The 25,671-nt window shown below is 35.5% G+C and carries 30 protein-coding genes; 16 read left to right on the forward strand and 14 right to left on the reverse strand.

The features are described from left to right. Positions 1 to 209 precede the first annotated feature (209 nt). Positions 210 to 1,094: a pirin family protein gene (locus D1867_RS06245; RefSeq protein WP_155863235.1), complete on the forward strand. Its 885-nt coding sequence runs from the start codon at positions 210 to 212 to the stop codon at positions 1,092 to 1,094. 144 nt (positions 1,095 to 1,238) lie between these two features. Here the strand turns inward: D1867_RS06245 and D1867_RS06250 are convergent, their stop codons facing one another. The 3 genes from D1867_RS06250 to D1867_RS06260 are packed head-to-tail and all read right to left on the reverse strand — an operon-like array spanning position 1,239 to position 3,722. Next, complete coding sequence (locus tag D1867_RS06250) at positions 1,239 to 1,631, reverse strand: alpha-E domain-containing protein (RefSeq protein WP_155863236.1); 393 nt, start codon at positions 1,629 to 1,631, stop codon at positions 1,239 to 1,241. Continuing rightward, entirely contained in the window at positions 1,624 to 2,424 is an 801-nt protein-coding gene (locus D1867_RS06255) for a transglutaminase family protein (RefSeq protein WP_155863237.1), read from the reverse strand. The genes D1867_RS06250 and D1867_RS06255 overlap by 8 nt, the downstream gene beginning before the upstream one ends. Then, a complete protein-coding gene (locus tag D1867_RS06260) occupies positions 2,412 to 3,722 on the reverse strand; it encodes a circularly permuted type 2 ATP-grasp protein (RefSeq protein WP_155863238.1) in 1,311 nt (436 codons plus the stop codon). The genes D1867_RS06255 and D1867_RS06260 overlap by 13 nt, the downstream gene beginning before the upstream one ends. Before the next feature lie 212 nt (positions 3,723 to 3,934). On the opposite strand from D1867_RS06260, the gene D1867_RS06265 reads away from it, so the two are divergent. Then, entirely contained in the window at positions 3,935 to 5,125 is a 1,191-nt protein-coding gene (locus tag D1867_RS06265) for an AAA family ATPase (protein WP_155863239.1), read from the forward strand. Positions 5,126 to 5,723: 598 nt separating this feature from the next. Here the strand turns inward: D1867_RS06265 and D1867_RS06270 are convergent. Both D1867_RS06270 and D1867_RS06275 read right to left on the reverse strand, forming a co-directional pair. Then, positions 5,724 to 5,966, reverse strand: coding sequence for a hypothetical protein (locus tag D1867_RS06270; RefSeq protein WP_155863240.1), 243 nt, complete (start codon positions 5,964 to 5,966; stop codon positions 5,724 to 5,726). Positions 5,967 to 6,036: 70 nt separating this feature from the next. Then, positions 6,037 to 6,279, reverse strand: coding sequence for a hypothetical protein (locus D1867_RS06275; protein WP_155863241.1), 243 nt, complete (start codon positions 6,277 to 6,279; stop codon positions 6,037 to 6,039). 1,160 nt (positions 6,280 to 7,439) lie between these two features. Between D1867_RS06275 and D1867_RS06280 the strand changes: the two genes are divergently transcribed. Both D1867_RS06280 and D1867_RS06285 read left to right on the forward strand, forming a co-directional pair. Then, positions 7,440 to 9,269, forward strand: a complete 1,830-nt coding sequence (locus D1867_RS06280; RefSeq protein WP_155863242.1) for a 2-oxoacid:ferredoxin oxidoreductase subunit alpha — start codon at positions 7,440 to 7,442, stop codon at positions 9,267 to 9,269. Beyond that, positions 9,256 to 10,149 (forward strand): 2-oxoacid:ferredoxin oxidoreductase subunit beta, encoded by an 894-nt coding sequence (locus D1867_RS06285; protein WP_155863243.1) that lies wholly within the window; start codon positions 9,256 to 9,258, stop codon positions 10,147 to 10,149. The genes D1867_RS06280 and D1867_RS06285 overlap by 14 nt, the downstream gene beginning before the upstream one ends. A gap of 29 nt (positions 10,150 to 10,178) precedes the next feature. Here the strand turns inward: D1867_RS06285 and D1867_RS06290 are convergent, their stop codons facing one another. Beyond that, complete coding sequence (locus D1867_RS06290) at positions 10,179 to 10,466, reverse strand: hypothetical protein (RefSeq protein WP_155863244.1); 288 nt, start codon at positions 10,464 to 10,466, stop codon at positions 10,179 to 10,181. A gap of 196 nt (positions 10,467 to 10,662) precedes the next feature. On the opposite strand from D1867_RS06290, the gene D1867_RS06295 reads away from it, so the two are divergent. The 3 genes from D1867_RS06295 (at position 10,663) to D1867_RS06305 (ending at position 13,331) form a co-directional block, all read left to right on the forward strand. Further along, positions 10,663 to 11,307 carry a peroxiredoxin gene (locus D1867_RS06295; protein ID WP_155863245.1) on the forward strand — a complete coding sequence of 215 codons (645 nt, stop codon included), beginning with the start codon at positions 10,663 to 10,665 and terminating at the stop codon, positions 11,305 to 11,307. Positions 11,308 to 11,461: 154 nt separating this feature from the next. Continuing rightward, positions 11,462 to 12,814 carry a selenium-binding family protein gene (locus tag D1867_RS06300; protein WP_155863246.1) on the forward strand — a complete coding sequence of 451 codons (1,353 nt, stop codon included), beginning with the start codon at positions 11,462 to 11,464 and terminating at the stop codon, positions 12,812 to 12,814. Then, entirely contained in the window at positions 12,783 to 13,331 is a 549-nt protein-coding gene (locus D1867_RS06305) for a hypothetical protein (RefSeq protein ID WP_155863247.1), read from the forward strand. The genes D1867_RS06300 and D1867_RS06305 overlap by 32 nt, the downstream gene beginning before the upstream one ends. 249 nt (positions 13,332 to 13,580) lie before the next feature. Here D1867_RS06305 and D1867_RS12610 read toward each other — a convergent pair whose 3' ends face one another. Next, a complete protein-coding gene (locus tag D1867_RS12610) occupies positions 13,581 to 13,715 on the reverse strand; it encodes a hypothetical protein (protein ID WP_276608430.1) in 135 nt (44 codons plus the stop codon). Positions 13,716 to 14,379: 664 nt separating this feature from the next. Between D1867_RS12610 and D1867_RS06310 the strand changes: the two genes are divergently transcribed. The 5 genes from D1867_RS06310 (at position 14,380) to lrs14 (ending at position 18,599) form a co-directional block, all read left to right on the forward strand. Then, positions 14,380 to 15,117: a CBS domain-containing protein gene (locus D1867_RS06310; protein WP_162309154.1), complete on the forward strand. Its 738-nt coding sequence runs from the start codon at positions 14,380 to 14,382 to the stop codon at positions 15,115 to 15,117. Between the two features lie 92 nt (positions 15,118 to 15,209). Then, positions 15,210 to 15,632 (forward strand): CBS domain-containing protein, encoded by a 423-nt coding sequence (locus tag D1867_RS06315; protein ID WP_155863249.1) that lies wholly within the window; start codon positions 15,210 to 15,212, stop codon positions 15,630 to 15,632. A 1-nt stretch (position 15,633) separates the two neighbouring features. Further along, positions 15,634 to 16,767: a citrate synthase gene (gltA, locus tag D1867_RS06320; RefSeq protein ID WP_155863250.1), complete on the forward strand. Its 1,134-nt coding sequence runs from the start codon at positions 15,634 to 15,636 to the stop codon at positions 16,765 to 16,767. Positions 16,768 to 16,979: 212 nt separating this feature from the next. Beyond that, positions 16,980 to 18,140 (forward strand): acyl-CoA dehydrogenase family protein, encoded by a 1,161-nt coding sequence (locus D1867_RS06325; RefSeq protein ID WP_155863251.1) that lies wholly within the window; start codon positions 16,980 to 16,982, stop codon positions 18,138 to 18,140. 135 nt (positions 18,141 to 18,275) lie between these two features. Then, the gene (gene lrs14, locus D1867_RS06330; RefSeq protein WP_155863252.1) at positions 18,276 to 18,599 is read left to right on the forward strand and encodes an Lrs14 family HTH-type transcriptional regulator; all 324 of its coding nucleotides are present in this window, start codon (positions 18,276 to 18,278) and stop codon (positions 18,597 to 18,599) included. A gap of 73 nt (positions 18,600 to 18,672) precedes the next feature. Here lrs14 and D1867_RS06335 read toward each other — a convergent pair whose 3' ends face one another. Further along, positions 18,673 to 19,593, reverse strand: a complete 921-nt coding sequence (locus tag D1867_RS06335) for a lactate/malate dehydrogenase family protein (RefSeq protein WP_155864410.1) — start codon at positions 19,591 to 19,593, stop codon at positions 18,673 to 18,675. Positions 19,594 to 19,798: 205 nt separating this feature from the next. Here D1867_RS06335 and D1867_RS06340 point away from each other — a divergent pair, with 205 nt between their 5' ends. Together D1867_RS06340 and D1867_RS06345 are read left to right on the forward strand one after the other, a co-directional pair. Beyond that, a complete protein-coding gene (locus tag D1867_RS06340) occupies positions 19,799 to 20,107 on the forward strand; it encodes a hypothetical protein (RefSeq protein WP_155864411.1) in 309 nt (102 codons plus the stop codon). Beyond that, entirely contained in the window at positions 20,094 to 20,555 is a 462-nt protein-coding gene (locus D1867_RS06345; protein ID WP_155863253.1) for a hypothetical protein, read from the forward strand. Before D1867_RS06340 ends, D1867_RS06345 begins: the two co-directional genes overlap by 14 nt. A 23-nt stretch (positions 20,556 to 20,578) precedes the next feature. On the opposite strand, the gene D1867_RS06350 is transcribed toward D1867_RS06345, so the two are convergent. The 6 genes from D1867_RS06350 to D1867_RS06370 are packed head-to-tail and all read right to left on the reverse strand — an operon-like array spanning position 20,579 to position 23,368. After that, a complete protein-coding gene (locus D1867_RS06350) occupies positions 20,579 to 21,055 on the reverse strand; it encodes a hypothetical protein (protein WP_155864412.1) in 477 nt (158 codons plus the stop codon). A 57-nt stretch (positions 21,056 to 21,112) separates the two neighbouring features. Continuing rightward, positions 21,113 to 21,535, reverse strand: a complete 423-nt coding sequence (locus D1867_RS06355; protein WP_155863254.1) for a hypothetical protein — start codon at positions 21,533 to 21,535, stop codon at positions 21,113 to 21,115. Between the two features lie 40 nt (positions 21,536 to 21,575). Continuing rightward, positions 21,576 to 21,995, reverse strand: a complete 420-nt coding sequence (locus D1867_RS06360) for a hypothetical protein (RefSeq protein WP_155863255.1) — start codon at positions 21,993 to 21,995, stop codon at positions 21,576 to 21,578. Positions 21,996 to 22,040: 45 nt separating this feature from the next. Beyond that, complete coding sequence (locus D1867_RS06365; RefSeq protein ID WP_155863256.1) at positions 22,041 to 22,223, reverse strand: hypothetical protein; 183 nt, start codon at positions 22,221 to 22,223, stop codon at positions 22,041 to 22,043. 37 nt (positions 22,224 to 22,260) lie between these two features. Next, positions 22,261 to 22,386, reverse strand: a complete 126-nt coding sequence (locus D1867_RS12615) for a hypothetical protein (RefSeq protein WP_276608431.1) — start codon at positions 22,384 to 22,386, stop codon at positions 22,261 to 22,263. A 1-nt stretch (position 22,387) separates the two neighbouring features. After that, positions 22,388 to 23,368, reverse strand: a complete 981-nt coding sequence (locus tag D1867_RS06370) for a Rieske 2Fe-2S domain-containing protein (protein WP_155864413.1) — start codon at positions 23,366 to 23,368, stop codon at positions 22,388 to 22,390. A 243-nt stretch (positions 23,369 to 23,611) separates the two neighbouring features. Here D1867_RS06370 and soxA point away from each other — a divergent pair, with 243 nt between their 5' ends. Then, complete coding sequence (soxA, locus tag D1867_RS06375; protein ID WP_240872328.1) at positions 23,612 to 24,124, forward strand: proton pump complex quinol oxidase subunit SoxA; 513 nt, start codon at positions 23,612 to 23,614, stop codon at positions 24,122 to 24,124. A gap of 1 nt (position 24,125) precedes the next feature. Further along, the gene (soxB, locus tag D1867_RS06380; RefSeq protein ID WP_155863258.1) at positions 24,126 to 25,670 is read left to right on the forward strand and encodes a proton pump complex quinol oxidase subunit SoxB; all 1,545 of its coding nucleotides are present in this window, start codon (positions 24,126 to 24,128) and stop codon (positions 25,668 to 25,670) included. Position 25,671: the final 1 nt, after the last annotated feature.

A 25,671-nucleotide genomic window follows, 5' to 3' on the forward strand; every position in this document is an offset into this window, starting at 1 on the left:
TTATATAAATAACTGTTCATCAAGTTGAAGGAAGAGATGTGAGAAGCTTAATAGTGAAGTATTTTTGTTTTTCTTCTTTCTCTCCTCTTTTCCTTCTTTAGTAATTAGTATTTATCATTACTTGTGAATTTCGTGTAATTTTTCTCTATCTAAGATAACCATAACTATGTTGAACTACTTTTATAACTATATAAATTAACAATTAAATCATGATAAGAAAAGTTTCTGGCTTAATACAAGGTAAATATACTTATGACGGTGCAGGAGTAAAACTATACAGGGTTTTCGGAGGTACTTCAACTTATCATCTGACAGATCCTTTTCTACTCTTGGACTTCTTCGGTTCATCGAACGTAGAAGATTACATTAACGGATTTCCTTGGCATCCTCATAGGGGGATAGAAACTGTAACTTATCTATTACAAGGTAAGGTAGAGCATGAAGACAGTGAAGGAAATAAAGGAGTTATTTACCCTGGAGAAGCACAGTGGATGACCGCGGGAAGCGGAATATTTCATCAAGAAATGCCAAAGCCTCTTGACGAGAGTGACATTTTGCACACTCCTATTTTAACTACTGAAAATAAAGGACTACAATTGTGGATAAATCTTCCGGCTAATAAGAAAATGAAATCTCCTATATATAGAGATATAAGGAGAATTCCTAAGGTAAAAATAGATAAAGGCGAAGTTAAGGTCCTTTCAGGGGAATTCATGGGAGTCGAAGGCCCAGTAAACGCGGGGATTGATGTCGATCCTACTTACCTTGATATAAAACTCGAGGAGGAAGGAGAATTTCGTCATGGCGTTCATACTAAATATACAGTATTAGCGTTTATAATAGAAGGCTCTATTGATTTCCCTGTAAAAGTAGGAGAAGGCAATTTGTTAATATTTGATGAGGGGGATGAAATTTACATAAAATCTAAAGGCGGGGCTAGGCTACTTTTGCTTTCTGGTAAACCTCTTAGGGAAGAAATAGCTTGGTATGGACCTATAGTCATGAATACTGAGGAGCAAATTATTGAGGCATTAAACGATTTAAGAAGGGGAACTTTTGTTAGAGATAAGAAAGTAGAAAGAATAACTTACTAACAATCGAGCTGGCACGATCTTTATTGAAATAGTAGAGAACCTTATTCATGAGAGTTAACTAAATAATAAAATCTATTTTCAATTAAATTTTGTTCATTAATTTTATAATCTAAAAATGAAGATTTAAACTTGTAAAAACTACTTTTATTGAGTTTTTATTTCCTCTTGCTTTCTTGGTAGAGTAGTAGTGATTACGGGCTTTAGTTGGTCTTCAATTACTTCACCTAAGTAAAGTGTTGATTTTAAAACCGCCGAGAAGTACCCCCTTAAGTCTGAAGTTGAAGAATATATTGCTCCTTCCAGTGATGATAATGCATTCATTACTTTTTCGTTGCCAAAAGCCCTTATATTTTCCCTTAGAATTTCGAAATTACTTATTAAATATTTCTGTATGTCATCGTTTATCCCTAAATATGAAGGCGTTGAGGAAATATCTACGCCTTTATCTATAGCTAATAACGACATTCTACTTATGTTTTCAATTCTTTCTAAATACCTTCCTGCCCAAAATACCTTATAAGCAAGGCTTTTAATCAATTCTTCTCACCATAACTGTGAGTTTTTTAAGCCAACCTTTTCCTTTACTTACAAAAGTGCCTAGAATTGGGGGTGTGTCATAATAATCCCTACCTATCGCAAACTTAACATAGGGAATATTATAGAACTTTCTGGTTGTAGGATCTACAGGAATCCAACCTGAAGGTGACTTAAATTCGACCCAAGCGTGAGTACTTATAGGATTATCGTTAACTAGGCCCATAACATATCTAGCGGGTATTCCGGAAGCCCTAAGTATTCCTATGGTAACTTGAGCAAAATCCTGACAAACTCCCATTCCTATTTCAAAGCTTTCCTTTGCTGATGTATCAACGTTTGTTATTCCTTTTTTATATTTTAATCTATTTCTTACGAACTCCACAGTATTTTTAATTAAGTCGTCTAAACTTTTGGAGGATTTTAACAACTCTTTAGCTATTGGTTTAAAATATTCAACATCTATTAACCTACTAGAATTTAGGAATATCCCGTCCTCAATCTGGCAAGGTAGCACGCAATCCTCTATTTCCTTCAACTTGACATTTACAGAACTTTCACTTCTAATTACTAATGAATAATGAGGTTCTATTACCTTAATTCTATACACTATATTACCGAACATATCCTTGTATCTTGTCTTGTATCCTTTAGGTTCAGTGTCAACGTTCTCTTCCAACAATTCTTGATTATCGCCGTCGTAAGGCACTATCTTAAGAATGTTATCATTACTGGTTACAACGTCCTCGTACTCGTACCTAGCTTCATAAAGTACGTGAAACTTTAAACTATCCATACAGGCTTCACCAAACCTCCAGAGGAATTATTAGTAACTCTACTGCCAACTGGGGCTACTCTACTTAAGATTGAAGTTGATGAGTCATTAACAAAAACGAAGAACCTCAAATCGGCATAAGCTTGATAAAACGAATCGCCTATTGCGGATATTACTGTATCGAAATCAAGAAGTTCTTGAGCCATGAATTCCTCAGGAGATTTCCTCACTTCATTGAGCACTTTCTTCTTCTCCTCCTCGCTCATATCGTGTAAAACAAAAGTTCCGGATCCACCGTAGCCTTCTCTCCTTTTTATTACCATATTCTTTATCTTCTCCTCTATGTCTTCCCTTGTTGTACCTATAGGGAATGAGAACGGTTGCCTAACTCCTTCTTTTATTCCTAACTCCTCCATTATTTGTGGCATAAAGCAAAAGGTTATTTTATCGTCTGCTATTCCCGTCCCAGGAGCATTAACTATATTAACCCAACCCCGTAGATAAGCGTTCATTAATCCTGGAGTTAAAAAGTCCAAATCCTCTATTCTCCTATAAATAACGTCAACGTGAACTTCTCCTTCAAGGGTAGAGACTGTAACTTCTCCCTCCCTTATGTTAATATCTGACGGCTCAACAAGAAGAAGGTCGAGTTTATCGGAGTAGAACTTGTGCTCAAAGTATGCAGAGTTATATGTACCGTCAGTTAATATTGCAATTACTGGATCCCTAGTATCAGAAGCAGAGGTCAAAGTTTTCTTTAATTTTTCTAATCCGTCACCTTCATTTCCTTTAACTGAAAATTTATCTCCAAGAACCCTTTCTGTAAGTTCATGAGCCTTTATCGCATAACTCATTCCTGAAGGTATTCTAACGTTATCCTCTAGGATATAAGGAATTCCCTTCACTTTAACTAAATCCTCTCCAAATATGTAAACGTATATTCCTTTAGGAGGATCAAATCCCATCATTTCTGGCCTAAAATAAGGTGAGGTTTCTATCAGATCTTCTGGGACAACTACCTTATCTCCGTGATAGTAAGAATAAAGGAATTTATTTATTGCCTCTGTCCTACTTTTTAAACCTTCATAAATTTTCCAGAATTCCTCTTTCTTCAAAATTCTAGGTATAGGATCAATTTTTATTGATCTATAATAATTTCCAGTATAGAAAGTAAATCCCTCCCTATATGCTAACTCATTTATTAATTGTACATACTTAAAGAAGTCTGGAATTCTCTCTAAATCTGAAAGTAAAGTCTTATAATGCTCCTCTTCATATTCAAGGAAGCTTGCTTTATTTGTTCGTTTAATCTTTATCATTGTTTATACACTATTTCAACGAATATAAAAGTATTATGAGGTTATATATAAAAAATAAAATGAATGTCACGTAATTTGATTAAAAATTATTCATCATTTCACAAGTTAATGAGAATGAGAATTGAAATTTCTTCTTTTACACGAGTTTCCTAGCTAGAGAGCAAAAATTTTTGATAATATTTTCCTAATTATATAATGGTGAAAATATATTTATGGAAATATTGCGAAGAGAATATAATGACGTAAAGAACTTCAGCTCTTGGACTTTAGTTTACGGCAGAAGAAAAGTTGGCAAATCCTTCCTAGTTAGAAAGTACGTAAATTATGATCTGTACTATGTAATAACTAGAGATTTACAAGCTTATTTTCCTACAGACAATTCTTTTAGGAATCTTAATGAAGCTTTTTCCTTAACAATTAAAGCTTTGAGGGAAAATAAAACAGTTGTTATAGACGAATTCCAAAGGATGCCCGAAAAATACTGGGACGGGCTTAGTGTTGAGCATCCTAATGGTAAACTCATCCTTGTAGGCTCAAGCTTTAGGATCATGCAAAAGTTGGTAGATAGGCAAAGCCCACTTTTAGGCCTTGTTTTACCATATAGGCTGGAAATTATCCATTATTCTGACGTTTTGAGTCAAGTAGGCAATCCTTTACTATCATTGATTTACAGAGATCCATGGACTTTAAGTTTCGTTAAAAGCGTGAAAGATTTGGAAGATAAGGCTTATCAGCTTTACATGGTCACTAAAGCATTAATTGGAGAGATTTTTGAAGAGGAAGAAAGGCAGTTAACCAGTCTTTACGAGGCGATTTTATTATCTTTAGCAGAAGGTGAGTGGAACACTGCAATAATTGCAGGCTCTCTTAACAGTAAAGGATTTAACGTTACTCCTTCTTCGGTAAGCGGCTATTTGGAAACTCTCCAGAATATGGGATTAGTTGAGAAAATTCCTATTTATGGAGAGAAAAAGAGGGCAAGGTGGTATTATAAAATTTCATCTCCAATAATATCATTAATTTTTTATGCTGAAGCAAAGTATAACGTCTCATTTACTGAGAACGTTGGAGAACTGCCTATAGGTAGGGAAGTTCAATTTTCTATAGGTGATCTCTTAGCAGAAAAACATAGCGCTACTTTAGCTTATTCTCCTTATGAGGACATAGATATTGTGTTATTAGATAAAGGGAAGCCAATTATAGGTTATGAAGTGAAATTGGGAGAGTTTTCAAAAGCTGAAGCAGAAAAATCAATAGAGAGAATAAGAAGAGCCGGAATTCCTAAAGCAGGATTAATTAGCTTAAGTGAGAAACCAAATTTTAACGCTGATGAAGAATTAGGTCCAGAAGACCTGGTAAGAATTTCTAGAGACGTTTTTCAAAAATATGTAATTAGAAGGTAGGAGTAATGCTTTCCTTCCTTTCTTGTTGCCTAGTGAAAACAGAATTTTTAAACAATATGAACAATTAATAGTGATATGCTAAAGCTAGTAATGAAATAATAGTCTTTTATTTCGCTCCTTTTTGATATAAACTAAAGTCCATTAGTAACAACATTAAATCTATAATCTGAGAAGAAATCCGGTTATCGCATTCGACCATCAACAGTGGAGCCGTCATTTTCATTTATATATCCTACCTAGGTAGAATTCCGAAAAACAGATTATACTAGGCGGAGTTTGAGTGAATATCCGCACAAATAGCATTTGGTAATATAACTGGAAACTCATGAAAGTTGGTTATGCAAACGATACTACCAAGGATAAAATAACCATTAATTTCTCAAAACCGCTAGGCTCTATTACGTAACCTAAAAATGCTGATGAAATTAACGCAATAATCGAGATAACGTAAGTTACGTAGAAAATCTGAGAACCTTGGTGTTTATAGAAGCTGAAGAACTACACCTAGTAATGCTAATGGTAAAATCCTATTGTACTGAGTTTCGTTCTTATCTCCTTCAACATTATACTAACGAGTTGTTCACCTTTTTCATTAAGTTTATAATACTCTCCTTCCTTTTTCTATTAAAGATTCGAGAATTTTTAAATAATAATTTAATTTTCCTATATTTAGTTTCATATCTCTAAGAATTTCTGAGTAGGTAGCCTTTCCTTTATTTTTTAGGTAAATTGGGATATCTTTTATGGTCTTATCTTTAATAATCCTATTAAGATCTATGAGAAAATCCCTCAAGTACTCCTTAAATCCATTTTCCTTGACTTTCATTACATTATTATACATAAAAATTCAATTTTTATTATAAATAAATCTAGTAACGAGCTAATAGATTTAGAAAAACGATAATAGAAAATTATCTTTCTTTAGATTTTCTTAATTGATCAAATATTGAGGAAACAGTGAATAATATGTCCTTAACTTCTTTCCTCTCCTCTTCAGATAGTTTATCTACTTCCATGTCGTTTATTATGCTTAGTATTTCGTCAGCAGTTAACTCCGCCTCATCACACGCTTCACAATCTATGCATTTTTTACAATTTTCATAAGCCTTCATGAAATCTTTGTATCTGTTTTTAATAACTAGGAAGGAATCCATAATGATAAATTATATCTCTTAATATAAGAAGATTACGCAACTAAATACCTTAGATATAGTACAATTGCAGACTGTCCATATAACTATTTAAACTACGGTACCGTATGGTAAAGTTCAGGAAGAGAATTAACGGAAGAAGACGAATTCTTTGATAGACAAGATGAGTGCGTCCAATAATTTAAATTATTTGAAACACATGCAAGATCAACATCGGATCGACGTTATTTAATAACTCTTAAGAGTGTTATCAAGATTTTTAACAAACACGCGTTAGATTAGGAAAGTTTTACTCATTTATTTTGTAAATAGTGACTTAACAAAATAGTTGGACAGACTCAAATTACTTTATTTACCGATACCAGTTGATATGAAATAAAACGCACTTTTTCTATAAAAATACAGTAAAATGAAAGAAAGTAGTATAAACCAGTATTCGAATCCTTCTGTGTAAAAATGGTGGAAACGAAATAAGTTTACCTTATGGATGTCTTGATCTTTAAGATATCTTTTAGCTAAAAATTCCTCTGGGATAACACTTGAAAGTACGGATTTTACGACATTATATTCATTTTAATAAGTTTTTATTTATTTAACTTTCTATCTATATTTTTCCTTATTCTTATAGGCAACTTTATATTTCTTCAATGTATATAGTATAATATAAAAATAGTATTTCAGATATCTGGAAGCGAAAAGATTCCTTTATCGTTTGTTGCAGTAAAAAATATGGCTAATCAAAAAGACGTTGAAAGTGGTATATTCTGAAACAGGAATTTTTGGAGTTTTAAAAACGAAGAAAAGAACAGATCCTAAAATCCAAGTATATGCTTGTGGGGTAGCTATGAAAATGAATAATTTGACTGAGAATGAGCTTGAGTTGTCAAATAGTTAATAAATAAGGGTCTTGTGAAGAAAGTTACGGGGAGTATAAAATGATAGAACTCGATTTTATCTGAGAATGAAGGAAATAGGCGCATTACTTCGTCCTATCTAACTCTTTTTAATCAAGTTTTGTCTATTTATATAATATAATATCTGTATATTTTACCTTAAGATTGTCTGGTAATAATAGTTATTTATTTAAACTTTTTTAGTAAACTTCTCATCATTCATTACATTGTTTTAAATAATTCTTTTTCCATAATTATAGATGAGGAGCAATGAAAATTACTTGGATGATTGGAGGAGCACAGGGCACTGGAGTTGACACTTCCGCAAATATTTTCGGTAACGCAATAGCAAGAGCCGGTTACTACATTTACGGTAATAGAGAGTATTATTCCAATATTAAGGGCAGGCACTCGTATTTTAACTTGACAATAAGCGATGAAAAAGCTAGGAGTATTTCGCATAAGGTTGATATCTTAGCCTCTTTTGACGCTGAGACCGTCTTTCAACATTATCAAGACGTTCAGAAGGTGATTATATATAATAAAGGAGTACTTAATGTAGAGAAAGACAGGATACAAAGCATTGAACCGGAAACTGCAGAGAGAATACCATTTAAGACAGTAAAGGAAGTAATAGACTACTTGCAGAGTAAAGGAGTGACCACTATAGGTATAGATTATGACGAAATATTGAAGAAAGTTGCTGAAGAAATGAAATTACCGCTTTCCGTTGTAGACAGAGCAAGGAATACTGTTGCTATATCAGCGTCTTACGATCTTTTAGGCTTAAGGAAAGATTACTTATACGAGGCTTTAAAAAGGACTTTTAAACAAGAAACTTTCGTAAAGCTAAACCTTAGCGCAGCAGATAAAGTTAAATTATCACCCATTTTCGATCTGAAGGAATTACCTCAGAAGAAAAGGAGAGTTCAAATAGACGGTAATACTGCAGTTGCAATAGGTAAAATATATGCCGGTATCGGTTTCCAATCTTATTATCCAATTACTCCAGCAAGTGACGAAAGCACGTTTATAGAGGCTCATCAGGAAGTCCTATATGTAGATCCAGTTACTGGAGATAAGAGGAAAAGGACAATAGTTGTGGTTCAAGCAGAGGACGAGCTTGCTGCGGTGAATATGGCTTCTGGAGCAGCTTTGACGGGAGTGAGGGCTGCTACGGCCACTTCAGGTCCAGGGTTTTCCTTGATGACCGAGGGAATAGGTTGGGCTGGCATGAACGAAGTTCCTATAGTAATAACTTACTACATGAGAGGCGGGCCGTCAACTGGTCAACCTACTAGGACTTCTCAAGCAGATTTACTTTTCGCTATGCACGTCAGCCATGGAGAATTTCCTAGAATAGTAATAGCTTCAGGAGACCACGTAGAGGCATTAAAGGACGCTATATGGGCTTTTAATCTAGCAGAAAAATATCAGACTCCGGTAATTCATTTAGTTGAGAAAGCGTTGGCCAATGCATACTCCATTGTTGATATGGATGAGTTGGGAGGAGACATAGAAATTGAGAGAAGCGTTATAGGCGATGATAATGAGAGGTTTAAGTTTACTGACTCCGGAATTTCTCCTAGGCTCCTTTTAGGTGAATCCACGGTATATTATACAGGAGATGAACATAATACTTTCGGTCACATATCGGAAGATCCGGTAAATAGGGTAAAAATGTACGAGAAGAGAATGAGAAAGTTGGAGACTGCAGATAAGGAAATTCCAGAAGAAAAGAGGTATAACGTTTACGGAGATTTGGACTCAAAATACGCCATAGTAACTTGGGGCTCGCCCAAGGGTGCAGTATTGGATGCCGTTGAGGAGTTGGATCAAAAGTTTGCGGTAATTCAACTTAGGATGTTCAACCCATTCCCTAAGAGTGTAAAGAAATTGCTTGAAGACAAGGATCTCATTATAGATGTGGAAGGAAATTACGAGGCTCAGGCAGGTACTTTACTTAAGCTGCATGGAGTAGAAGTTACTAACTATATACTTAAATGGAACGGGAGGCCGATGGGTAGGGACGAAGTAAAGGATGGAATTTTATCTGCAATTAAAGGAGAAAAGAGGGTGGTGTTAAATGCAGGTAGCTGAATGGAACGATTGGTGCCCCGGTTGTGGTAATTTCGGTATACTTAATGCAGAACAACAAGCAATAAGCGAGCTAGGGATAGACTTAAAGAAGGTAGTGCTTGTCTCGGGAATAGGTTGTTCAGGGAAGCTACCTCATTTCGTTAGGATACCAATTTCAGGAGTGCATACGCTCCACGGTAGAGCTTTGCCGTTTGCAATAGGAATAAAGTTAGCTAATCCAGAACTTGAGGTAATAGTTAACGCTGGAGATGGAGATCAACTTGGCATTGGAGTAGGTCACTTTGTAAGTGCAGGTAGGAGAAACGTGGATATAACTGTGATTGTTCACGATAATGGAGTATATGGACTAACAAAGGGGCAGGCTTCACCAACGTTGAAGAAAGGTGTAAAAACAAAATCCTTGCCTAAGCCTAATATAAATGACGATATTAATCCTTTAACCGTTGCCTTGGCTTCCGGTTACACTTTTGTTGCAAGAGGTTACGCTTACGACGTTAAACATCTTAAGGAGTTAATAAAGGAGGCTATAAAGCACAAGGGATTGGCTTTGGTAGATGTTCTCCAGCCCTGTCCAACTTATAATGATATAAATACTAAGGAATGGTATGATAAGAGAATTTACAAACTTGATTGGGATCCGGTAGTGAGAAGTGAAGAAGATAAGAAGAAAAAGTTCTTGCAGGCAATGGAAAAGGCATTAGAATGGGGTGATAGGATACCCATAGGAATATTCTATAAGGAAGAAAGAGATACCTTCGAGGAGAGGATATCTTCTGCAAGCCCAAGTTATAAGATATTGCCTCCGGCAAAGGTTAGAATAGAGAAAGAAGGAAAACCTACTACCATAATTGATGAGATATTGAAGGAAAAAGAAGTTTAGTAATATAGTAATTTTTACTTATTCTAATTTCATATTTTTCTTCTTTCTTCTCCCATTATTTCTCTTTCATCTTCTTTCTCCACGAGTTCTGTTAATTCTAAGCACGAAATCTCATAGTACCTTGTCCTGGTATCGTCTAGGCAGATCTTACTCCTTATTGCGCCCCTTTCTTTTAATATCCTTATTGCTTCTCTTAAGGTTCTATCTGGTAAGAGAGTTTCCTCTTTCAATTCCTTAAACGTAGTCCTTCCTTTCATTTCTATTACTTTTAAGACAAGCTTGGCTGAGCAAGGGAGGTCTTCAAACTTTTTGTCCATACTATTAACTCTATTTTAGGAGATTTAAACTAATGTTTTATACTTTTCATTTATAACGTTGATTGTAAAAATCGTGGTATAAAATAGCTGCAATCCACATAAAATTCTTTCATTTTTATCCATACATTGATTAATGCAAAATTTGCACAAATAGTTTAATTTATATTATTAACAAGTGTTATATAAACTAGAGAGCATGAAACTCTATCAAAAGTTCCCGGACGTTCAAGTATTAACTACAAAAGGAGTTATAGATTTTTATAAGGACATATTCGGTAAAGGCAAATGGTTATTCCTCTTCGCTCATCCCGCAGATTTTACACCAGTATGCACTACAGAATTTGTAGCTTTCGCAAAGGCGTACGAGGAATTTAAGAGATTAAATGTAGAACTTGTAGGAATGAGCGTTGATAGCATATACTCTCACATAGCTTGGCTAAGCGATATAGAACAAAGGTATGGAATTAAAATTCCTTTCCCTCTAATCGCTGATCCCGATAAGAAGTTAGCTAGAACATTGGACATTATCGATGAGAACTCCGGAGTAACAATTAGAGCAGTATTCCTAGTCAATCCAGAAGGTACAATAAGGTTTATGGCATATTATCCAATAGAATATGGAAGAAAAATAGAAGAGCTATTAAGAATAACCAAAGCAGCAATAGTAAATTACAAGGCAAAAGTCTCCTTACCGGTCGATTGGGAGCCAGGAGATGATGTGATAATACCTGCACCAACTACTTTAGATGAAGCAGAATTAAGAATGAAATTACCAAATGCAAAGGCTTGGTATTTAGCCTTTAAGAAATACGAAGAATTACCCCCGGATCAAAGAGTATAAGCTACTATCATTTTTTATTAATTAATTTTTCTTGATTCGTCCTTGGTTAACGTCGAGGAAAAATTGCTCCACAAAAATATATCTTTTATTTTAATACATGCAAAAATTGCACTAATCATATTATATTTAAGCTAGGTTTTAAAAGATATAATTGATGATACCCATAAAATTGGATCCAACGTTCTATCCGTCGCCAAAATTAGCAATGAAAGCTCCAAGAGAAAAACTAGCTTACGTTGCGTGCCTATATGAAGGAACTGGAGTTGATAAGAACGACTTTATAGCCGTAATCGACGTTGACGAGAAGTCTCCAACTTACTCGAAAATAATAGGTAAAGTAGAAATGCCTTATAAGGGTGATGAATTGCACCACTTTGGTTGGAACGCCTGCAGTTCATCGTTATGCCCAAACGGAAATCCGGCTTTGGAGAGAAGATATCTTGTAGTACCTGGTTTAAGATCTTCTAGAATATATATAATTGACGTAAAGACAAATCCTGTAAAGCCAAAAATAGTTAAGATCGTTGAACCTAAAGAAGTAATTGAAAGGTCGGGATATAGTAGGCTACACACTGTCCATTGTGGACCCAACGGGATATATATAAGTGCACTAGGTAATTCTGAAGGTGAGGGCCCAGGAGGAATACTAGTCTTAGATCATTTCACTTTTGACGTTTTAGGCAAATGGGAAATGGATAGAGGAGACCAATACTTTGCATATGACTTCTGGTGGAATTTGCCAAATGAAGTAATGGTTACCAGCGAATGGGGAGTGCCTAATACTATAGAAAACGGATTAAAGTTAGAAGACCTCAAGGAAGGTTATGGAAATAGGATACATTTTTGGGATTTACATAAGAGGAGAAAAATACAGAGCCTAACTTTAGGAGAAGAAAATAGAATGGCTCTAGAATTAAGGCCATTCCACGATCCTACCAAATTAATGGGCTTTGTAAACATTGTAGTTAGCACAAAAGATCTTAGTAGTTCCGTTTGGTTATGGTATTATGAAGATAAGAAATGGAACGCCGAAAAGGTTATAGAGATTCCTGCAGAGAAAAGCGAAGGAAACTTGCCTGAAATTTTAAAACCGTTTAAGATGATTCCTCCATTGGTAACTGACATAGATCTTTCGCTTGACGACAAATATCTTTACGTAAGCTGTTGGGGGACAGGAGAAGTTAGAAAATATGACGTAAGTAATCCGTTCAAACCTGTCCTCATAGGTAAAGTGAAAATTGGAGGTATTGGTAGCGGTAAAACTGGAGGCCCACAAATGCTCGAAATAAGTAGAGACGGAAAAAGGATTTACGTAACAAATTCGTTATACAGCACTTGGGATAACCAGTTTTATCCTGAAGGAATAAGAGGGTGGATGATAAAGCTTAACTCCGAAGAAGGTTTAAGCCAAGATAAGGACTTCTTTGTGGATTTTGGAGAAGCAAGGGCTCACCAAGTTAGGTTAAGTGGTGGAGATGCTTCTTCTGATTCTTACTGCTACCCTTAGCGTAATCGAGGGAATTAACATATATAAGGGAATACTTTTTTCTTCCTATTTGATAGATTTTGGAAAAAGAGTACAAGGTTTGGTTTTTATTCTAGTAGCTTCTTTACTCCCTGTGTTATTTATTTTCTTCTCCTTTTATCTTGTTGTGCAAAGCGAATTATTAGTTCTTGGTGTAATCCTTGCGTTATCTTACTTACCTAAGATAATTCTTTGGAAATATTATCACTACTCAAGTAATTATATTCCTAGCCTAACTAATGCTGTGAAATGGTACGTCATAAATTATATAATAAAAATGGACTTTATACTTCCTATGTACATTTCTCTACTTGGACTAAATTACCTGCTGGTGTTCATACTTGTTGGGTTAATAACAAGAATGATAGCGATTATAATCATTAGAAATTTCAAGCCTCTCTTCCTAAAGATTATAAGGCTAAATTTGCCACAAGTAGAGAATTTATCCTCCATCTTAGTAATATCGACTCTATTAATTGTTTTGCATGACTCGATTTAAATCGATATGATGAAAACCGTTTTACGCAGAAGGTTTCTGCAATTTACTTAACCAAATTTATTTTTATTAAATCAATTAAAGGCAAGAAATCTTTATCTTTAGTAATTAATTCTTCTTCATGACCTTAGCAGTCGAAGCTATTATTAAGTCTATCTCGGACATTAAACTACCTTTTTCCTTCATTTTATAGTTCAGAATACTCTAAAGCGACATTCGGATATATTGGATAAGTCTTCTTTTTTAATTGCTCTAAAACTTTAGCCTTTTATTTTTATCTAATGTCCTAATAATTTCCATGAGTGTGATTATACATATAGAATCTCCTATAACATTTAATTCCCCTTTTAATATATCTATTAACACCAACGTGTCAATTAATGTCATAGCTTAAACTCCTCATGCATCTTTTTGTGACTCGCCTCAATTTTATATCCTCTTCTGAAATGATTTCTCTTAGCTCATCTATTCCCTCCTTTATTCTCTTTTTCTAATCCTCAGCTAGATTAAGTAGTAATTCATCCCAACTCATACTTCCTTTTATCGCTTCTAGCTTTTTCTTAGTCTTTCAGATATGGAAATAGTAGTAAGTTCCTTCCCCTTCATAAACCTCTTGAGGAAAGTTTGCGCGCTAATAACACCCTTGAGCTCGCCTTCCTATTTTATAATTTTCTCTAAACTCATTTCTAACTTCGGGGTTTGGGCTTCATTAAACATGAATTTGTATCCAATCCTCAGTCCTTGGCTTCATTAGAGTAACCCCTCTGTCTATTTAGCGGGATAATCCCAACCCACATCCGTCAAGAATTTGGGGAAACTCACACATCTTAAGGAAAATGTTGAGATACGCATTATTATCAATAACAGCGATTTCCTTTTCATAAACCTTAATGTCCTAAAATTCCAAGATAGTTAGAGATTAAACAATTTTAAAAAATGAATTATGGCTAGCACTTTATGGTAATAGTAATTAAGATCTCAATATAAATGGACTGTACTAAACTCTTGATTAAATAAAAGTTTATGAATGAGGAAAAAGATAATTATAATTATGAAAGTAGGAGAAGTAATGAGTAAAATAGTCGTAACGGTGAGGCCTGAGGACAGTGGAAAAGAAGTTATTGAAGCTCTTTCGTCAACGCCCTCTGGAAGAGTAATAGTAATGAGCGGAGATGAACCGGTGGGCATAATATCCTCCAGAGACGTAGTTAAGGCATATTCAAAAATGGAGGATAACGTTTTTGATGCAAGAGCTGACGAAATTGCCACAAGAGGAGTAATTACTGCTGACGAAAATGAGGAAGTAGGAAATGCGGTAAGGATTATGGCAAGTAAAAAGATAGGCAGTTTGGTAATAACCTCTGGTAAGGTATTGAGAGGGATCTTTACGGAAAGGGACGTTATAAGGATTCTTTCAAGGATGACCTTCTCCGGATTAGTAGAATCAATAATGAGCACTGACGTTATAACTATTCCTTCAGACGTGGACTTGCTTTTTGCTTCTAAACTTATGGAATACGAAGGCGTTAGGAGGTTACCAGTAGTGAGAGGAAAAGAAGTTGAAGGAATAATTACAGCAGCGGATATAGTTAAAGCGTTAGCAAAAGGTCTTCATATGGTAAACGAAATTGAGACAAGAAACCCAATAGGAGTTAGGAGTGACGACCCTATAATGAAGGCAGTGAGAATAATGAACGAGAAAAGAATAGGTTCGCTTTTAGTTGACGGAATTAAGGGGATAGTGACTGAGAGAGATGTTCTCTACGCTTCATTAAACGAAATACGCTAATTTTTCTTCCTTCTTTTTATTAAGTATAAAATAATTCCTATAATAGTTAATTAGCGATAATTTTATAATTATCTAAAAGTATATTATAATTTATGACAAGTAAAGTTAAATTCCTAATATCTAAAACACCGGTAACAGCTGAAAAAGGAACAAAGTTAGAGGACGTTGTTAAGATTATGGCTTCAATGAACATAGGCTCTGTTATAATTACCGATAAAGAGAAACCAGTTGGTATAATCACTGAAAGAGACATAATAAGAGCTCTCGCAAAGGGAATTCCACTCACTGAGAAAATAGAGAAGGTTGGAACAATGGATTTAATTACAGTATTCGAGGACGACAGCATTTACACAGCTGCAGAGAAGATGAACAAATATAACATAAGGCATCTTGTCGTTATAGATAAAGAAGGTAATTTCAAGGGCGTAATATCAATTAGAGACCTCATTAGAGAAAGTTACGTTCTAAAGGCATTGGCCAACGTTTCACAGGAAGAATGGTTAGGAAGCGATTAAAATGAGTGAAGTGAGTAAAGGCTTAGAAAACGTTTTCATAAAGGCTACGTCACTTACTTACATTGACGGAGAGGCAGGGATTTTACGTTACGGAGGGTACGACATTAACGATTTAGTGGAAAATTGCGAATACGAGGAAATAATTCACCTCATGCTGTTCGGAGATTTACCTACAGCTTCTCAACTACAGAAGATAAAGGAAAAGATAAACGAGAGCTATAATGTGCCTTATCAGGTATTTGAGGTTTTAGAAAAACTTCCTCACGACGCCGATGCAGTAGGAATGTTGGAGACTGCATTTAGTATGCTAAGTTCATTTTACAATTATCCTTGGAAGAAAGATGAAAACAAATGGAGGGCTATAGAAATAATAGCCAAGACTTCTACCTTAGTTTCCAATATTTATAGGATAAAAGAGGGATTAAGGCCTAGATTGCCGGAACCTTCAGACAGTTATGCAAGGACTTTCCTAGAAACTGCGTTCTCAAGAAAGCCTTCGGATGAGGAAGTAAAAGCGATGAACGCTACGCTAATAATTTATGCCGACCATGAAGTTCCAGCATCAACTACTGCTGCATTGGTAACAGCGTCAACTCTTTCAGACATGTATTCCTGCATGGTTTCGGCCTTGGCTGCACTCAAGGGTCCTCTTCACGGAGGTGCAGCAGAGGCTACGTTTGAACAACTTAAGGAAATAGGAGACGAAAGTAAGATTGAAGAATGGTTTGATAGAAAGATAATTAAGGAAAAGAACAGACTAATGGGCTTCGGTCATAGAGTTTACAAGACTTACGATCCCAGGGCAAAAATATTCAAGAAATATGCTGAAGAAATTGCAAAAACTCCTGAGGCAAAGAAGTACTTAAGGATAGCTACAAAGCTGGAAGAATTGGGAATTAAACACTTTGCTGAGAAGAGAATTTATCCTAACGTTGACTTCTATTCGGGGATAGTATTTTACTCTCTTGGATTTCCAGAATATATGTTTACTACCTTATTCGCGTTATCCAGAGTTTTGGGATGGCTTGCTCACATAATAGAGTACGTTGAGGAACAACATAGGCTAATTAGGCCTAGGGCACTATACGTTGGGCCAATAAAAAGGGATTTTATACCGTTGAAATATAGAGAGTAAAAAGAATTGTTTTATTTTAAAAATAAGTAATTTATAATATTATATTATATATAGAGTATATAAATACGATTGAACTTAAGAGATAATTTTTTATAGAGAAGGTTGTTTTTACAATTTATATTGTTAAGAGCATACCTCTCCTCTAAGTAGACTGAGTCTGAAAGTTATACTCGCATTGGATGAATATTTAATTTTCAAAACTACTTTTTGATATGGACTTCGAATTTTCTGATGAGGAAAAAATATTCCAAGAAAACCTCAGGGATTATTTTTCAAAGTCTCTAAGACCAAGAATAAGGGAAATCGATGAAAAAGGAATTCCAAAGGATTTCATACTAGATGCCTCCAGAATTGGTTTATGGTCCTTAACGTTTTCAGAAGACGTGGGAGGGCAACATGCATCGTTTACTTTAGCGTCAATTGCAGCGGAAGAAATTGCAAGAGCAGATTTTACTATGGCTACTGCAGTATTTTTCCTACTAGAAAATAGTTGGGGCTACATCTTAGATAAATACGGTTCAGAAGAACTAAGAAAGGAAGTTTTGCCTAAAGTTGCTAGCGGAGAGAATTTTCTCGGAATAGCATCTACGGAACCTTCCGGAGGAAGTGACGTAGCAAACCTAAAAACTTCAGCTAAAAAAGAAGGTGAGAAATACGTGATCAACGGAGAAAAAGCTTACATAAGCGGGGTTATGGAAGCAAAAGAAATGGGGGGAGGTCACTTAACGCTTGTTAGAACGGGAGGTAAAGGACATAAGGGAATATCAATGCTTTACGTTCCTATAAATTCTGAAGGAATAACGGTCTCAAAAATTGAAAACATGGGGAGAATGGGAATATCTACTGGCATAATAAAATACGATAATGTAAGGATTGATGAAAAATTCCTAGTTGGAGAGGAAAACAAAGGATTTTATTACGCAATGGACGGCTTTAATCACGCAAGAGTTTTAGTTGCTTCTGCGTGTATTGGTTCAGCTGAGGCAATACTTGAGGAAGGTTTAAAATACATAAAAGAAAGGGAAGCTTTTGGCGTAAAACTGAAAGATTTACAGTCAATTGCCTTTGAGGCTGCGGAGTTATATACTAAATTAGAAATTGCAAGGCTACTTGTGTATAAATCAGCTTGGCTGTTAGATCACGAAGAGAAGTTCAAGGATGAAATACCAAAGTTCTCAGCAATGGCCAAATTAATTGCTCCTCAAACGGCGTTTGAAGTAATCAAGAGCGTAATGATATGGTTTGGTGCGTATGGGTATACTAAGGATGCGTTAATTGAGTCAGGGATGAGGGGACTTATGTCTTACCTAGTAGGTGCAGAAGGTGCGTTGAATATTATGAAGTTGATAATTTCCAGAGAGATATTGAAGTGAAGGCACATATCACTTTTTAAATTATTACTGACCACTATTAACTTTAGTTAAAAATTATTTTTTATAATTTATCTTAGTATAATCTTCAATAAAAAAGATAAAAAAGTTTTTTAGGTTGATTAACAAATATAACGTATGGAAACGCAAATAGATGTAAGGCACAATATTAAATGTTGTTATAAGCTTAGTGAATCAGACGTAGATGTTTTCCTAAAAATCCTTGAAGTAAGAAGACCTATAACTTCGCAAGAATTATCAAAGATGTTAAAGGTTAGTAAAACTACCATTGACGGAAGTTTGAAAAGGCTAGTCGACATAGGTCTAGTAATAAGGAAAAAATCGGAAAACGGAAAAATAGGCAGACCTACCTACATATATTATTTGCCAGTAGGAATAGAAGAAAAAATTGAGAGTGATTTAAAAAGATGTGCAGACCAAATGCTTAATACAAAGGTATAGGAAAGAGTAAAATAAGTAAGAAGGAAAGAAAAGAGGGAAAATAATAAAAATTATTTCTTCTCTTCTTCTCTTTTTAACTTGCTATTTCTCCTTCAGTTTTGATGCTCTTTAGCATATCCTTATATACGCTATAATAGTCCTTCATTGCAGCAATTAGATGCCACCTATCATCCTCACTTAAATGGTCTTCTAGCGTTGGGCCTATTTTACTTCCAACTACTGTAGGAATACTAATATGAATTATCTCGTCCTCGTACTGTCTTGGTACTGCAATACTCATTACCCTATTTTCATTGAGCGCAATAGCCTTAATTATGTCAGCAATTATCGTTCCTGGTCCCCAAGTTGTTCCGCCCATTACCCTTATTATATCCCCTGGGATACTTTTTACGTACTTTTCTATCTGTTCTTTAGGAAGATCTTCAACTTGTTTACCGTTAACAGTTACCGTGCTCCATAATACTACAGCATCCTCTCCATGTTCTCCTCCCACGAAACCGTCAATTTGACTGACTGGAACGTGAAGAATCTTTGAAATATAAGCCCTTAACCTCATGCTCTCAACTTGGTCTCCAGTGCTTATAACGTATTCCTTAGAATACTTTGCAAATACCGAAGCCATCATGTCAACAGGGTTAGTTACCATTACGTACACTGCCCCTGGATTCCTTTTTGGCAATTCCTTAGCTAGGTTAATAATAATTTTTGCATTATCGGCAAACAAATCTCTCCTACTCATTCCGGGTTTTCTCGGCTTTCCTGCAGAAACTACCACTATATCCGAGCCGGTGACGTCGTCTATTGAATTAGTGCCTATAACTTCAGTGTCAATTCTAAGTGAAGCAAGTGCATGTCTAAGTTCGTGTTCAAATTTTTCTGGAAGCTCTGGAATAATATCATAAAGGATTACTTCATCAAATATTCCCCTAGTTATTGCCGAATAAGCTATTGTTTGACCTATTTTTCCTATACCAACGAAGGAAGCTTTTATCATGATTATCATTACAATATTCTCTGTTAAGAATTTAAACTTTTCTTGATTTATTTATATTCGAAAAATATAAAGTTTTATACATTTCATTATCATTGATAGATCTAAAAATCAAGAAAAAATGTTTATTAAATTCTTCTTATTAAACTGATAAACTTATGATAATAACATTTATTAACTTAGTATACATATATACATATTGGTAGACATGGACTACTCAAGAATACCCGGATTACTAGGAGTTTACAAACTTCAAGAAGGCAAGTTCACTAAGGTCGAAGGAGAAGGTATTAACGTTGACGTAGAAAAACTAACCAATATAGTAATGGAAAACATGAGGATAGGAGAAGAAGAAGCAGAAAAAATAGGACTGGGTTCCTTACAAGGTTTTGCCATGATTTTAGATGATACAGGATTTGCTTATATTAACGGGGTATTGCTAGTAGTAGACGCAATTAAAACCAACTGGGATTTAGTTATAAAAACCTTGGAGGGGATAATGTATGAAAAGAGTTAAGGGTTATTTAGGTCACGTAAAAATAGATAAGGAAGGCAAGGTTATAGAGTCTAACGTAGATAACGCTGAGGAAATTGCAAAAATTCTAAAATTTAATGTAGAAAAAGGTAATCAAGAAGCTAAAGAATTAGGATTTAATAAAATCAACGGCTTCGCAATGTTCGGCTCAACAAAAAGTTTAACCTTTATGAAAGATACAGCACTCCTAGTGGATAATAAAAAGGCCGATTGGCAGGAACTATTTACCACCTATACATACGTAAAATCATGGCTCATAGGAGGAATAGCATTACTCGTCTTGTCGTTAATATTGTATTACCTTGCAATATTTACTCCCTATATGGATTACTTCGCTCCAGAACCCAGATTTTACACGCCCACAATATTATTGCTAATTTCTGTCTTTATGCTAGTCTTATCAAAATCGAAGTATAGCTATAGGCTGTAGTGAAGATACTCTTTTTCTTTTTCTCATTTAATTTGAGGTAATGGTAAGAAAGATACTCCTAGAATCATGAAAATTACTGATAAAGTTAGTAATATTGCCCCGAGCTTAGAGTAAAAAGATAATTTACTCTTCAGCACGTTAAGCTCTTCAATTGAAGAAGGGTCTATTGACCTGTAAGCCTTAAATATTCTCTCAAATAGAAATGCAATATTAAGCCCAATAAAAAACCCTGCCAAACCTAGAATACCTCCTACAAGTATTGAAAATCCCCATCCAGTAAGCAAAGCTTTCTGAACTTCCTGTACACCTCCGTCTTTATAGTATCCTATCATATAGTGAATGAATTCTCCCGCTCCGAAAACTACTGTTATCATACCGGTAGATTCTATAAATGAAACAAGAGACGGAAACAATGAAGTTAAAATTTCCTCCTCTCTTTCTAACTTTTCCAATTTTGGAAAGAATAATCCAAAGAGTAAGATCGCTCCATAATATATCATACCGAAAAAACCGTGAATTACGTTTAAAATAAAATTTATTGGAACCAAACCTATCGCCTAAAGAGAATATACTAATGCGCCTACGGAAGAGATTATAGCAATCATGAAAGATATAGCCATTAAGTAAGAGAAGTCGTAATTATAGGTAGCGTAAAAAGCTAAACCGCCTGCAGCAGCTAAGCCAACAAATATTGCGGTTATTAATCCAAAGTAAAATAAATCCTTCCTATTGCTCAAGTAAGTTAAAGAAAATAAAAGAATTGCACCTAACCCGCTAAGTAAGGCAAGGCTTAAGTGAGCAGAAAGTATTGCAGCCATCCATGCTTCTTTTATTGGAAATTGGTCGTTGAGTAAAGTTGTTACTCCAGCTATGAAAGCCCCCATGAGTAAGATTGTTTCTATAGTTGAAGCAATTAATACTGGGTTATTTCTACTAACTTGCGAAGCCATGTCTCCTCTAGATAAAATTGTATTAACCATTAAATAAATCTTCCATCAAAAATTTCGAATTAAAAAAGATTTATCTTCTTAAAGAATAAAAGAATAATGCAGAAGTAAATGCTATTGTGAAAACAAACCCTGTACCCATGCCTATTGCATAGCACGGAGTAGAAAATCCTCCGAAGTAAAATAGACCTTCAAACGCCGCACCTAAGACAGATAAGATATCAAGAACTGCAAGAATCCTTAAAATTAAGTTATTGCTCCTAGTAGTAGAGCCGTATAATGAGATTGCCAGCACAGTATCTATAGCAGCAGCGTAAATGTGCGCAGTTATAGGATAACCTGACAACGGTAATTTGTACACTGCAATTTCCATTCCTGCAACGTAAGTTATTATTAAGCTAAGCAATTCCCCTAAAGCTAAAGCCGGAGTATAATAATTTCTAGACAATAAACTACTCACGTTTTCGTACATGTTTAATATCCTTGAGCTCATCATTATATTTATCGAATTTAAACTTAAAAAGTCTAGTTTCAAAAGTTAGTAAAAATCTTTAAAGAATATAAAGAAAAACGATAACGATGCTAGAATTATATAAATTGCCGCATCAACAATTGTAGCGTCATTGGCTCCTATCAGTGAAGGCAGGAATAGGTTAAGCGGTATTGATATAATGAAGAAGAATATCATGACAATTATTACCAAATTAAGTCTCAAATTCATAAAAAGATATAAAAATAAAGTTACTTATAAGATTTTCTTATAAAAGAGTTGCGATCAGATTTACTGGAGACGAATCCCATAAGATAGTATAAATTATGAAAGCTGCTAAAGCCGCAGTTGCAAGGAATATTAGGGAAACTATTGCAATACCCAACCTGCTCATGTCACTCACCTTGGAATGGATTACCATAATCCTGGATTTTAGTATAACAATCAGTAGGCTTTTTACCCTTTGAAAGTAAAAACTTTGGGCATTCGGTATTTTCATTATAAGAATCTAAGTAAGCTGCCCCCTCTAGATCCGAAGTGTGATCCATTATAGGCGGGGCATTAGTATTCATTGATATCGCATATAAATAATCAGTATTAGGATCCCAGTAAAGTTGAACGTAAGGTAAAGGTCTAACGGTTGGTCCAGTTATGACTGCAGCACCGTGCCAAGGATCGTAAGTGGAACCGTGACAATCGCAGTGTATTACGCTCTTGGCTCCTACACTTATTGCAGCTTGATATGCTGAAGGAGGTAGGAAGTCTGGAACTACCCCTCCAGGCTTAAAATACTGCGGTGGGTAAAAGTGAATTTCAGGAGGAGTACAACCTAAATGCTGACAAATTGCACTATATGCAACTATCGATTTATGAGGCCCTACCCCTCCAGGGAAATAATACGTCTTACCGGTCTGCGGTATAAGAACGTTAGTTGGCGGGATTTCTACCGGGTTATTATTCTCGTCACCCATGTTGATTAGGAAAGTTATATCGCCTAGCATCGGATATTCAAAAAGTAATATTTCTGGATCGTTTACCGGAATCTTTGAAGCCTCTATAGGAACTCCATCAGAATTTACTATTATCATCCAAGGGAACTTCTTCAGCGTAACTTCCTCAGGATTTAAGGAATTAATTAACGGAACTGCAGAGGCCACGGCTATTACACCAATTCCAATTAATAGACCTTTCAGGAAAGCCCTCTTTGAGGGGTCTAGAGGGCCTACGTTCTTTTCCGCATAATCTATAAGGTAATCCTTGCCCTCCTTCATGAACTTCTTTTCGTCGAACCTTGTTTCCTTATTCCTCATTTTCCACAAAAGTCTCTTGGCAAAGATGAAGTCATCCCTTTTTATGATAATTTTAACTGGGTTCATCATGATCAACTATTTTTTATGATAATAAAAACTTTTCTACTTTTCGTATTTTATCTAATTTAGGTTTATAGAGATAATTTTGAAAAATAAAAATGTTTTAATCAGTTTAATCTACTTATCCAAAGTTAATATATTAAATTTAGAAAAGTTTATTTCTTAATATATTCTTGATGTTATTGAAAACTTCATAGTTATTAAAAAATATGTTTATAAGTTTGCATAGCAAGAAATATCATGATAAAAATGATGGGCAAAATAAAGGAACATGCAGAGCTAAGTTGGTTCATAGTAATGATGATCCTAGTTGCAGTATTCGTAGCATGGAACATAAGAGGAATAATAAGCGGAAGCAGTACAAGTTATAGATACGGCCTACCATTACTCTCCGGTATGCCGAAAGATGCCCAGACCGCCGTAAAATACTTCGATTCTCATCCACCAGTTAACAGTTCTTGTGAAGTTATCAACGGAATATTAGTAGTAAACATGACAGTAACCCAACCTGACGGCTTTCACCCCGACGTGATAAAGGCAAAACCAAATGAACCTATTGTAATAATTTTAAATTCGCCGCAAGTTATTACCGGATTCTTCTTAAGGCTACCAGACGGCGTAGTTAACGTTAACGCAGTCCCAGGATACGTTAGCTACGTCTATTTCGTTGCACCCAGTTCCCCGGGTAATTACACTTGGAGAGAACCGGAGTACGCTTGCTATAATTACTCCTACTGGACCGGTACGCTGGAGGTGAGTTGAGATGAATCCCGTAATTAACAAGGTCATAAAGATTATTAGAATAAACTTAAGTGAATTTAAAGAGAGAGCTACAAAAGTAGCTTATCCAAAGGATACATTAGGAGTAGTTTGGCTTTACTTACTAGGCGGACTTGCATGGTTAATAATTCTAGGAACGGCAGCAATGAACATGAGGACTTACCTAGTTTACAATCAAAATTCGCCACAAGTAGGAGTAATTTACTATACATTGCTAACAATTCACGGATGGTCGGCAATGCTAGGCTTAGTTCCTGATGCCGCATTAGGTATCATAGCTTATTCAATGTATAAATCCGGGCTAAGTATAGTACACACAAAGGAAATAACTGCAATGTTCTGGGCATCAAATTTAGGCTTAGCTTTTGCACTTTTCGGCGGTCCTGACATGGGTTGGTACATGTACCCTCCGTTAGCTATAGAGGATAATTCATTATTCCAAGCTTTCAGGCTTTACCACGGAGCTCTAATGGGTGCCGGATACTTAGCGTTAGCAGTAAACAGCGCCGCGGCCTCAATAGCTTCAATAATCCTTGTAGTAGATGCGGTACAAACAAAACCCAAAGATAAGAAGATCAACATATTCGCCGCCTATGGCGTGGCATTTGCGTTAATCATTGCGTTAACTTTACCTGCATTAACTGCCTCAGAACTTTGGTACGTTCTAGCGATATGGGGTTCGGTTAAGGTAGATCCACTATTATGGGTTATCCTATTCTGGTTTTACGGCCATCCGGTAGTATATTACGTTCCTTTCCCCCTCTTTGGGGCTTTATATTATTATATTCCAATATACGCTGGAAGACCTCTTTACAGTGAAAAGTGGGCTAGGTGGAACATATTCCTACTAGCAATAGGTTCAATGCTAATTTGGGTTCACCACTTACAAACTTTCCCGTTACCAGTTTGCTTAAGGGCTTGGATAACAGTCTCAACCCTTGTCCTAGCTTCTGGTTCAGGGTTAACAGTCCTAAACTTGGGCTTAACAATCCTCTTCTCCAAAGGTTATAATTGGAGAGACCCAATAGGAATGGCTTTCCTTGTAGCTTTAATTGGATTTATAATAGGCGGAGTGCAGGCATTACCTTTACCGATAAACATCATTAACGGAGTAGTTCACAACACATATTACGTAGTAGGTCACTTTCACTTAGTAATTTGGACTCTCATCCTGGTAGGATTTACTGGAGTATTCCTAGACTTGCTAAAGAGCACAAACCCCTCACTAAACTTCAGCCTTAAGGCAAGAAAACTGATGGTTGCAGGCTTAATATGGTGGACTGTGCCATTCGTTGCAATAGGATATTTAATGAGCATTGAAGGTTACTTAGGCTTAATAAGGAGAGTAATAGCTTATCCAGCAATGTTTGTACCTTACATGGAGTTAATATCGTTTTTAGCGGAGGTGGGAATCCCAGGTTTAGTCTTAACAATCTCCACAGCGCTAGGAGAGTTCGTCAAAAGCGAGGTCAGCACGTCTACCTCAATCTCTGCTCAAGTATTTCCCCCTGGAGTAATGAGGCGATAAA

Origin of the sequence: Acidianus infernus, from assembly GCF_009729545.1 — an archaeon.
Taxonomy (GTDB): domain Archaea; phylum Thermoproteota; class Thermoprotei_A; order Sulfolobales; family Sulfolobaceae; genus Acidianus; species Acidianus infernus.

Excerpts from the sequence above, each read along its gene's own strand:
- D1867_RS06245 (WP_155863235.1), top strand. The coding sequence starts at position 210 with ATGATAAGAAAAGTTTCTGGCTTAATACAAGGTAAATATACTTATGAC.
- D1867_RS06255 (WP_155863237.1), bottom strand. The coding sequence starts at position 2,424 with ATGGATAGTTTAAAGTTTCACGTACTTTATGAAGCTAGGTACGAGTAC.
- D1867_RS06260 (WP_155863238.1), bottom strand. The coding sequence starts at position 3,722 with ATGATAAAGATTAAACGAACAAATAAAGCAAGCTTCCTTGAATATGAA.
- D1867_RS06265 (WP_155863239.1), top strand. The coding sequence starts at position 3,935 with ATGGAAATATTGCGAAGAGAATATAATGACGTAAAGAACTTCAGCTCT.
- D1867_RS06270 (WP_155863240.1), bottom strand. The coding sequence starts at position 5,966 with ATGTATAATAATGTAATGAAAGTCAAGGAAAATGGATTTAAGGAGTAC.
- D1867_RS06275 (WP_155863241.1), bottom strand. The coding sequence starts at position 6,279 with ATGGATTCCTTCCTAGTTATTAAAAACAGATACAAAGATTTCATGAAG.
- D1867_RS06280 (WP_155863242.1), top strand. The coding sequence starts at position 7,440 with ATGAAAATTACTTGGATGATTGGAGGAGCACAGGGCACTGGAGTTGAC.
- D1867_RS06285 (WP_155863243.1), top strand. The coding sequence starts at position 9,256 with ATGCAGGTAGCTGAATGGAACGATTGGTGCCCCGGTTGTGGTAATTTC.
- D1867_RS06290 (WP_155863244.1), bottom strand. The coding sequence starts at position 10,466 with ATGGACAAAAAGTTTGAAGACCTCCCTTGCTCAGCCAAGCTTGTCTTA.
- D1867_RS06295 (WP_155863245.1), top strand. The coding sequence starts at position 10,663 with ATGAAACTCTATCAAAAGTTCCCGGACGTTCAAGTATTAACTACAAAA.
- D1867_RS06300 (WP_155863246.1), top strand. The coding sequence starts at position 11,462 with ATGATACCCATAAAATTGGATCCAACGTTCTATCCGTCGCCAAAATTA.
- D1867_RS06305 (WP_155863247.1), top strand. The coding sequence starts at position 12,783 with ATGCTTCTTCTGATTCTTACTGCTACCCTTAGCGTAATCGAGGGAATT.
- D1867_RS12610 (WP_276608430.1), bottom strand. The coding sequence starts at position 13,715 with ATGACATTAATTGACACGTTGGTGTTAATAGATATATTAAAAGGGGAA.
- D1867_RS06310 (WP_162309154.1), top strand. The coding sequence starts at position 14,380 with ATGAAAGTAGGAGAAGTAATGAGTAAAATAGTCGTAACGGTGAGGCCT.
- D1867_RS06315 (WP_155863249.1), top strand. The coding sequence starts at position 15,210 with ATGACAAGTAAAGTTAAATTCCTAATATCTAAAACACCGGTAACAGCT.
- gltA (WP_155863250.1), top strand. The coding sequence starts at position 15,634 with ATGAGTGAAGTGAGTAAAGGCTTAGAAAACGTTTTCATAAAGGCTACG.
- D1867_RS06325 (WP_155863251.1), top strand. The coding sequence starts at position 16,980 with ATGGACTTCGAATTTTCTGATGAGGAAAAAATATTCCAAGAAAACCTC.
- lrs14 (WP_155863252.1), top strand. The coding sequence starts at position 18,276 with ATGGAAACGCAAATAGATGTAAGGCACAATATTAAATGTTGTTATAAG.
- D1867_RS06335 (WP_155864410.1), bottom strand. The coding sequence starts at position 19,593 with ATGATAAAAGCTTCCTTCGTTGGTATAGGAAAAATAGGTCAAACAATA.
- D1867_RS06340 (WP_155864411.1), top strand. The coding sequence starts at position 19,799 with ATGGACTACTCAAGAATACCCGGATTACTAGGAGTTTACAAACTTCAA.
- D1867_RS06345 (WP_155863253.1), top strand. The coding sequence starts at position 20,094 with ATGAAAAGAGTTAAGGGTTATTTAGGTCACGTAAAAATAGATAAGGAA.
- D1867_RS06350 (WP_155864412.1), bottom strand. The coding sequence starts at position 21,055 with ATGATATATTATGGAGCGATCTTACTCTTTGGATTATTCTTTCCAAAA.
- D1867_RS06355 (WP_155863254.1), bottom strand. The coding sequence starts at position 21,535 with ATGGTTAATACAATTTTATCTAGAGGAGACATGGCTTCGCAAGTTAGT.
- D1867_RS06360 (WP_155863255.1), bottom strand. The coding sequence starts at position 21,995 with ATGAGCTCAAGGATATTAAACATGTACGAAAACGTGAGTAGTTTATTG.
- D1867_RS06365 (WP_155863256.1), bottom strand. The coding sequence starts at position 22,223 with ATGAATTTGAGACTTAATTTGGTAATAATTGTCATGATATTCTTCTTC.
- D1867_RS12615 (WP_276608431.1), bottom strand. The coding sequence starts at position 22,386 with ATGAGCAGGTTGGGTATTGCAATAGTTTCCCTAATATTCCTTGCAACT.
- D1867_RS06370 (WP_155864413.1), bottom strand. The coding sequence starts at position 23,368 with ATGAACCCAGTTAAAATTATCATAAAAAGGGATGACTTCATCTTTGCC.
- soxA (WP_240872328.1), top strand. The coding sequence starts at position 23,612 with ATGATGGGCAAAATAAAGGAACATGCAGAGCTAAGTTGGTTCATAGTA.
- soxB (WP_155863258.1), top strand. The coding sequence starts at position 24,126 with ATGAATCCCGTAATTAACAAGGTCATAAAGATTATTAGAATAAACTTA.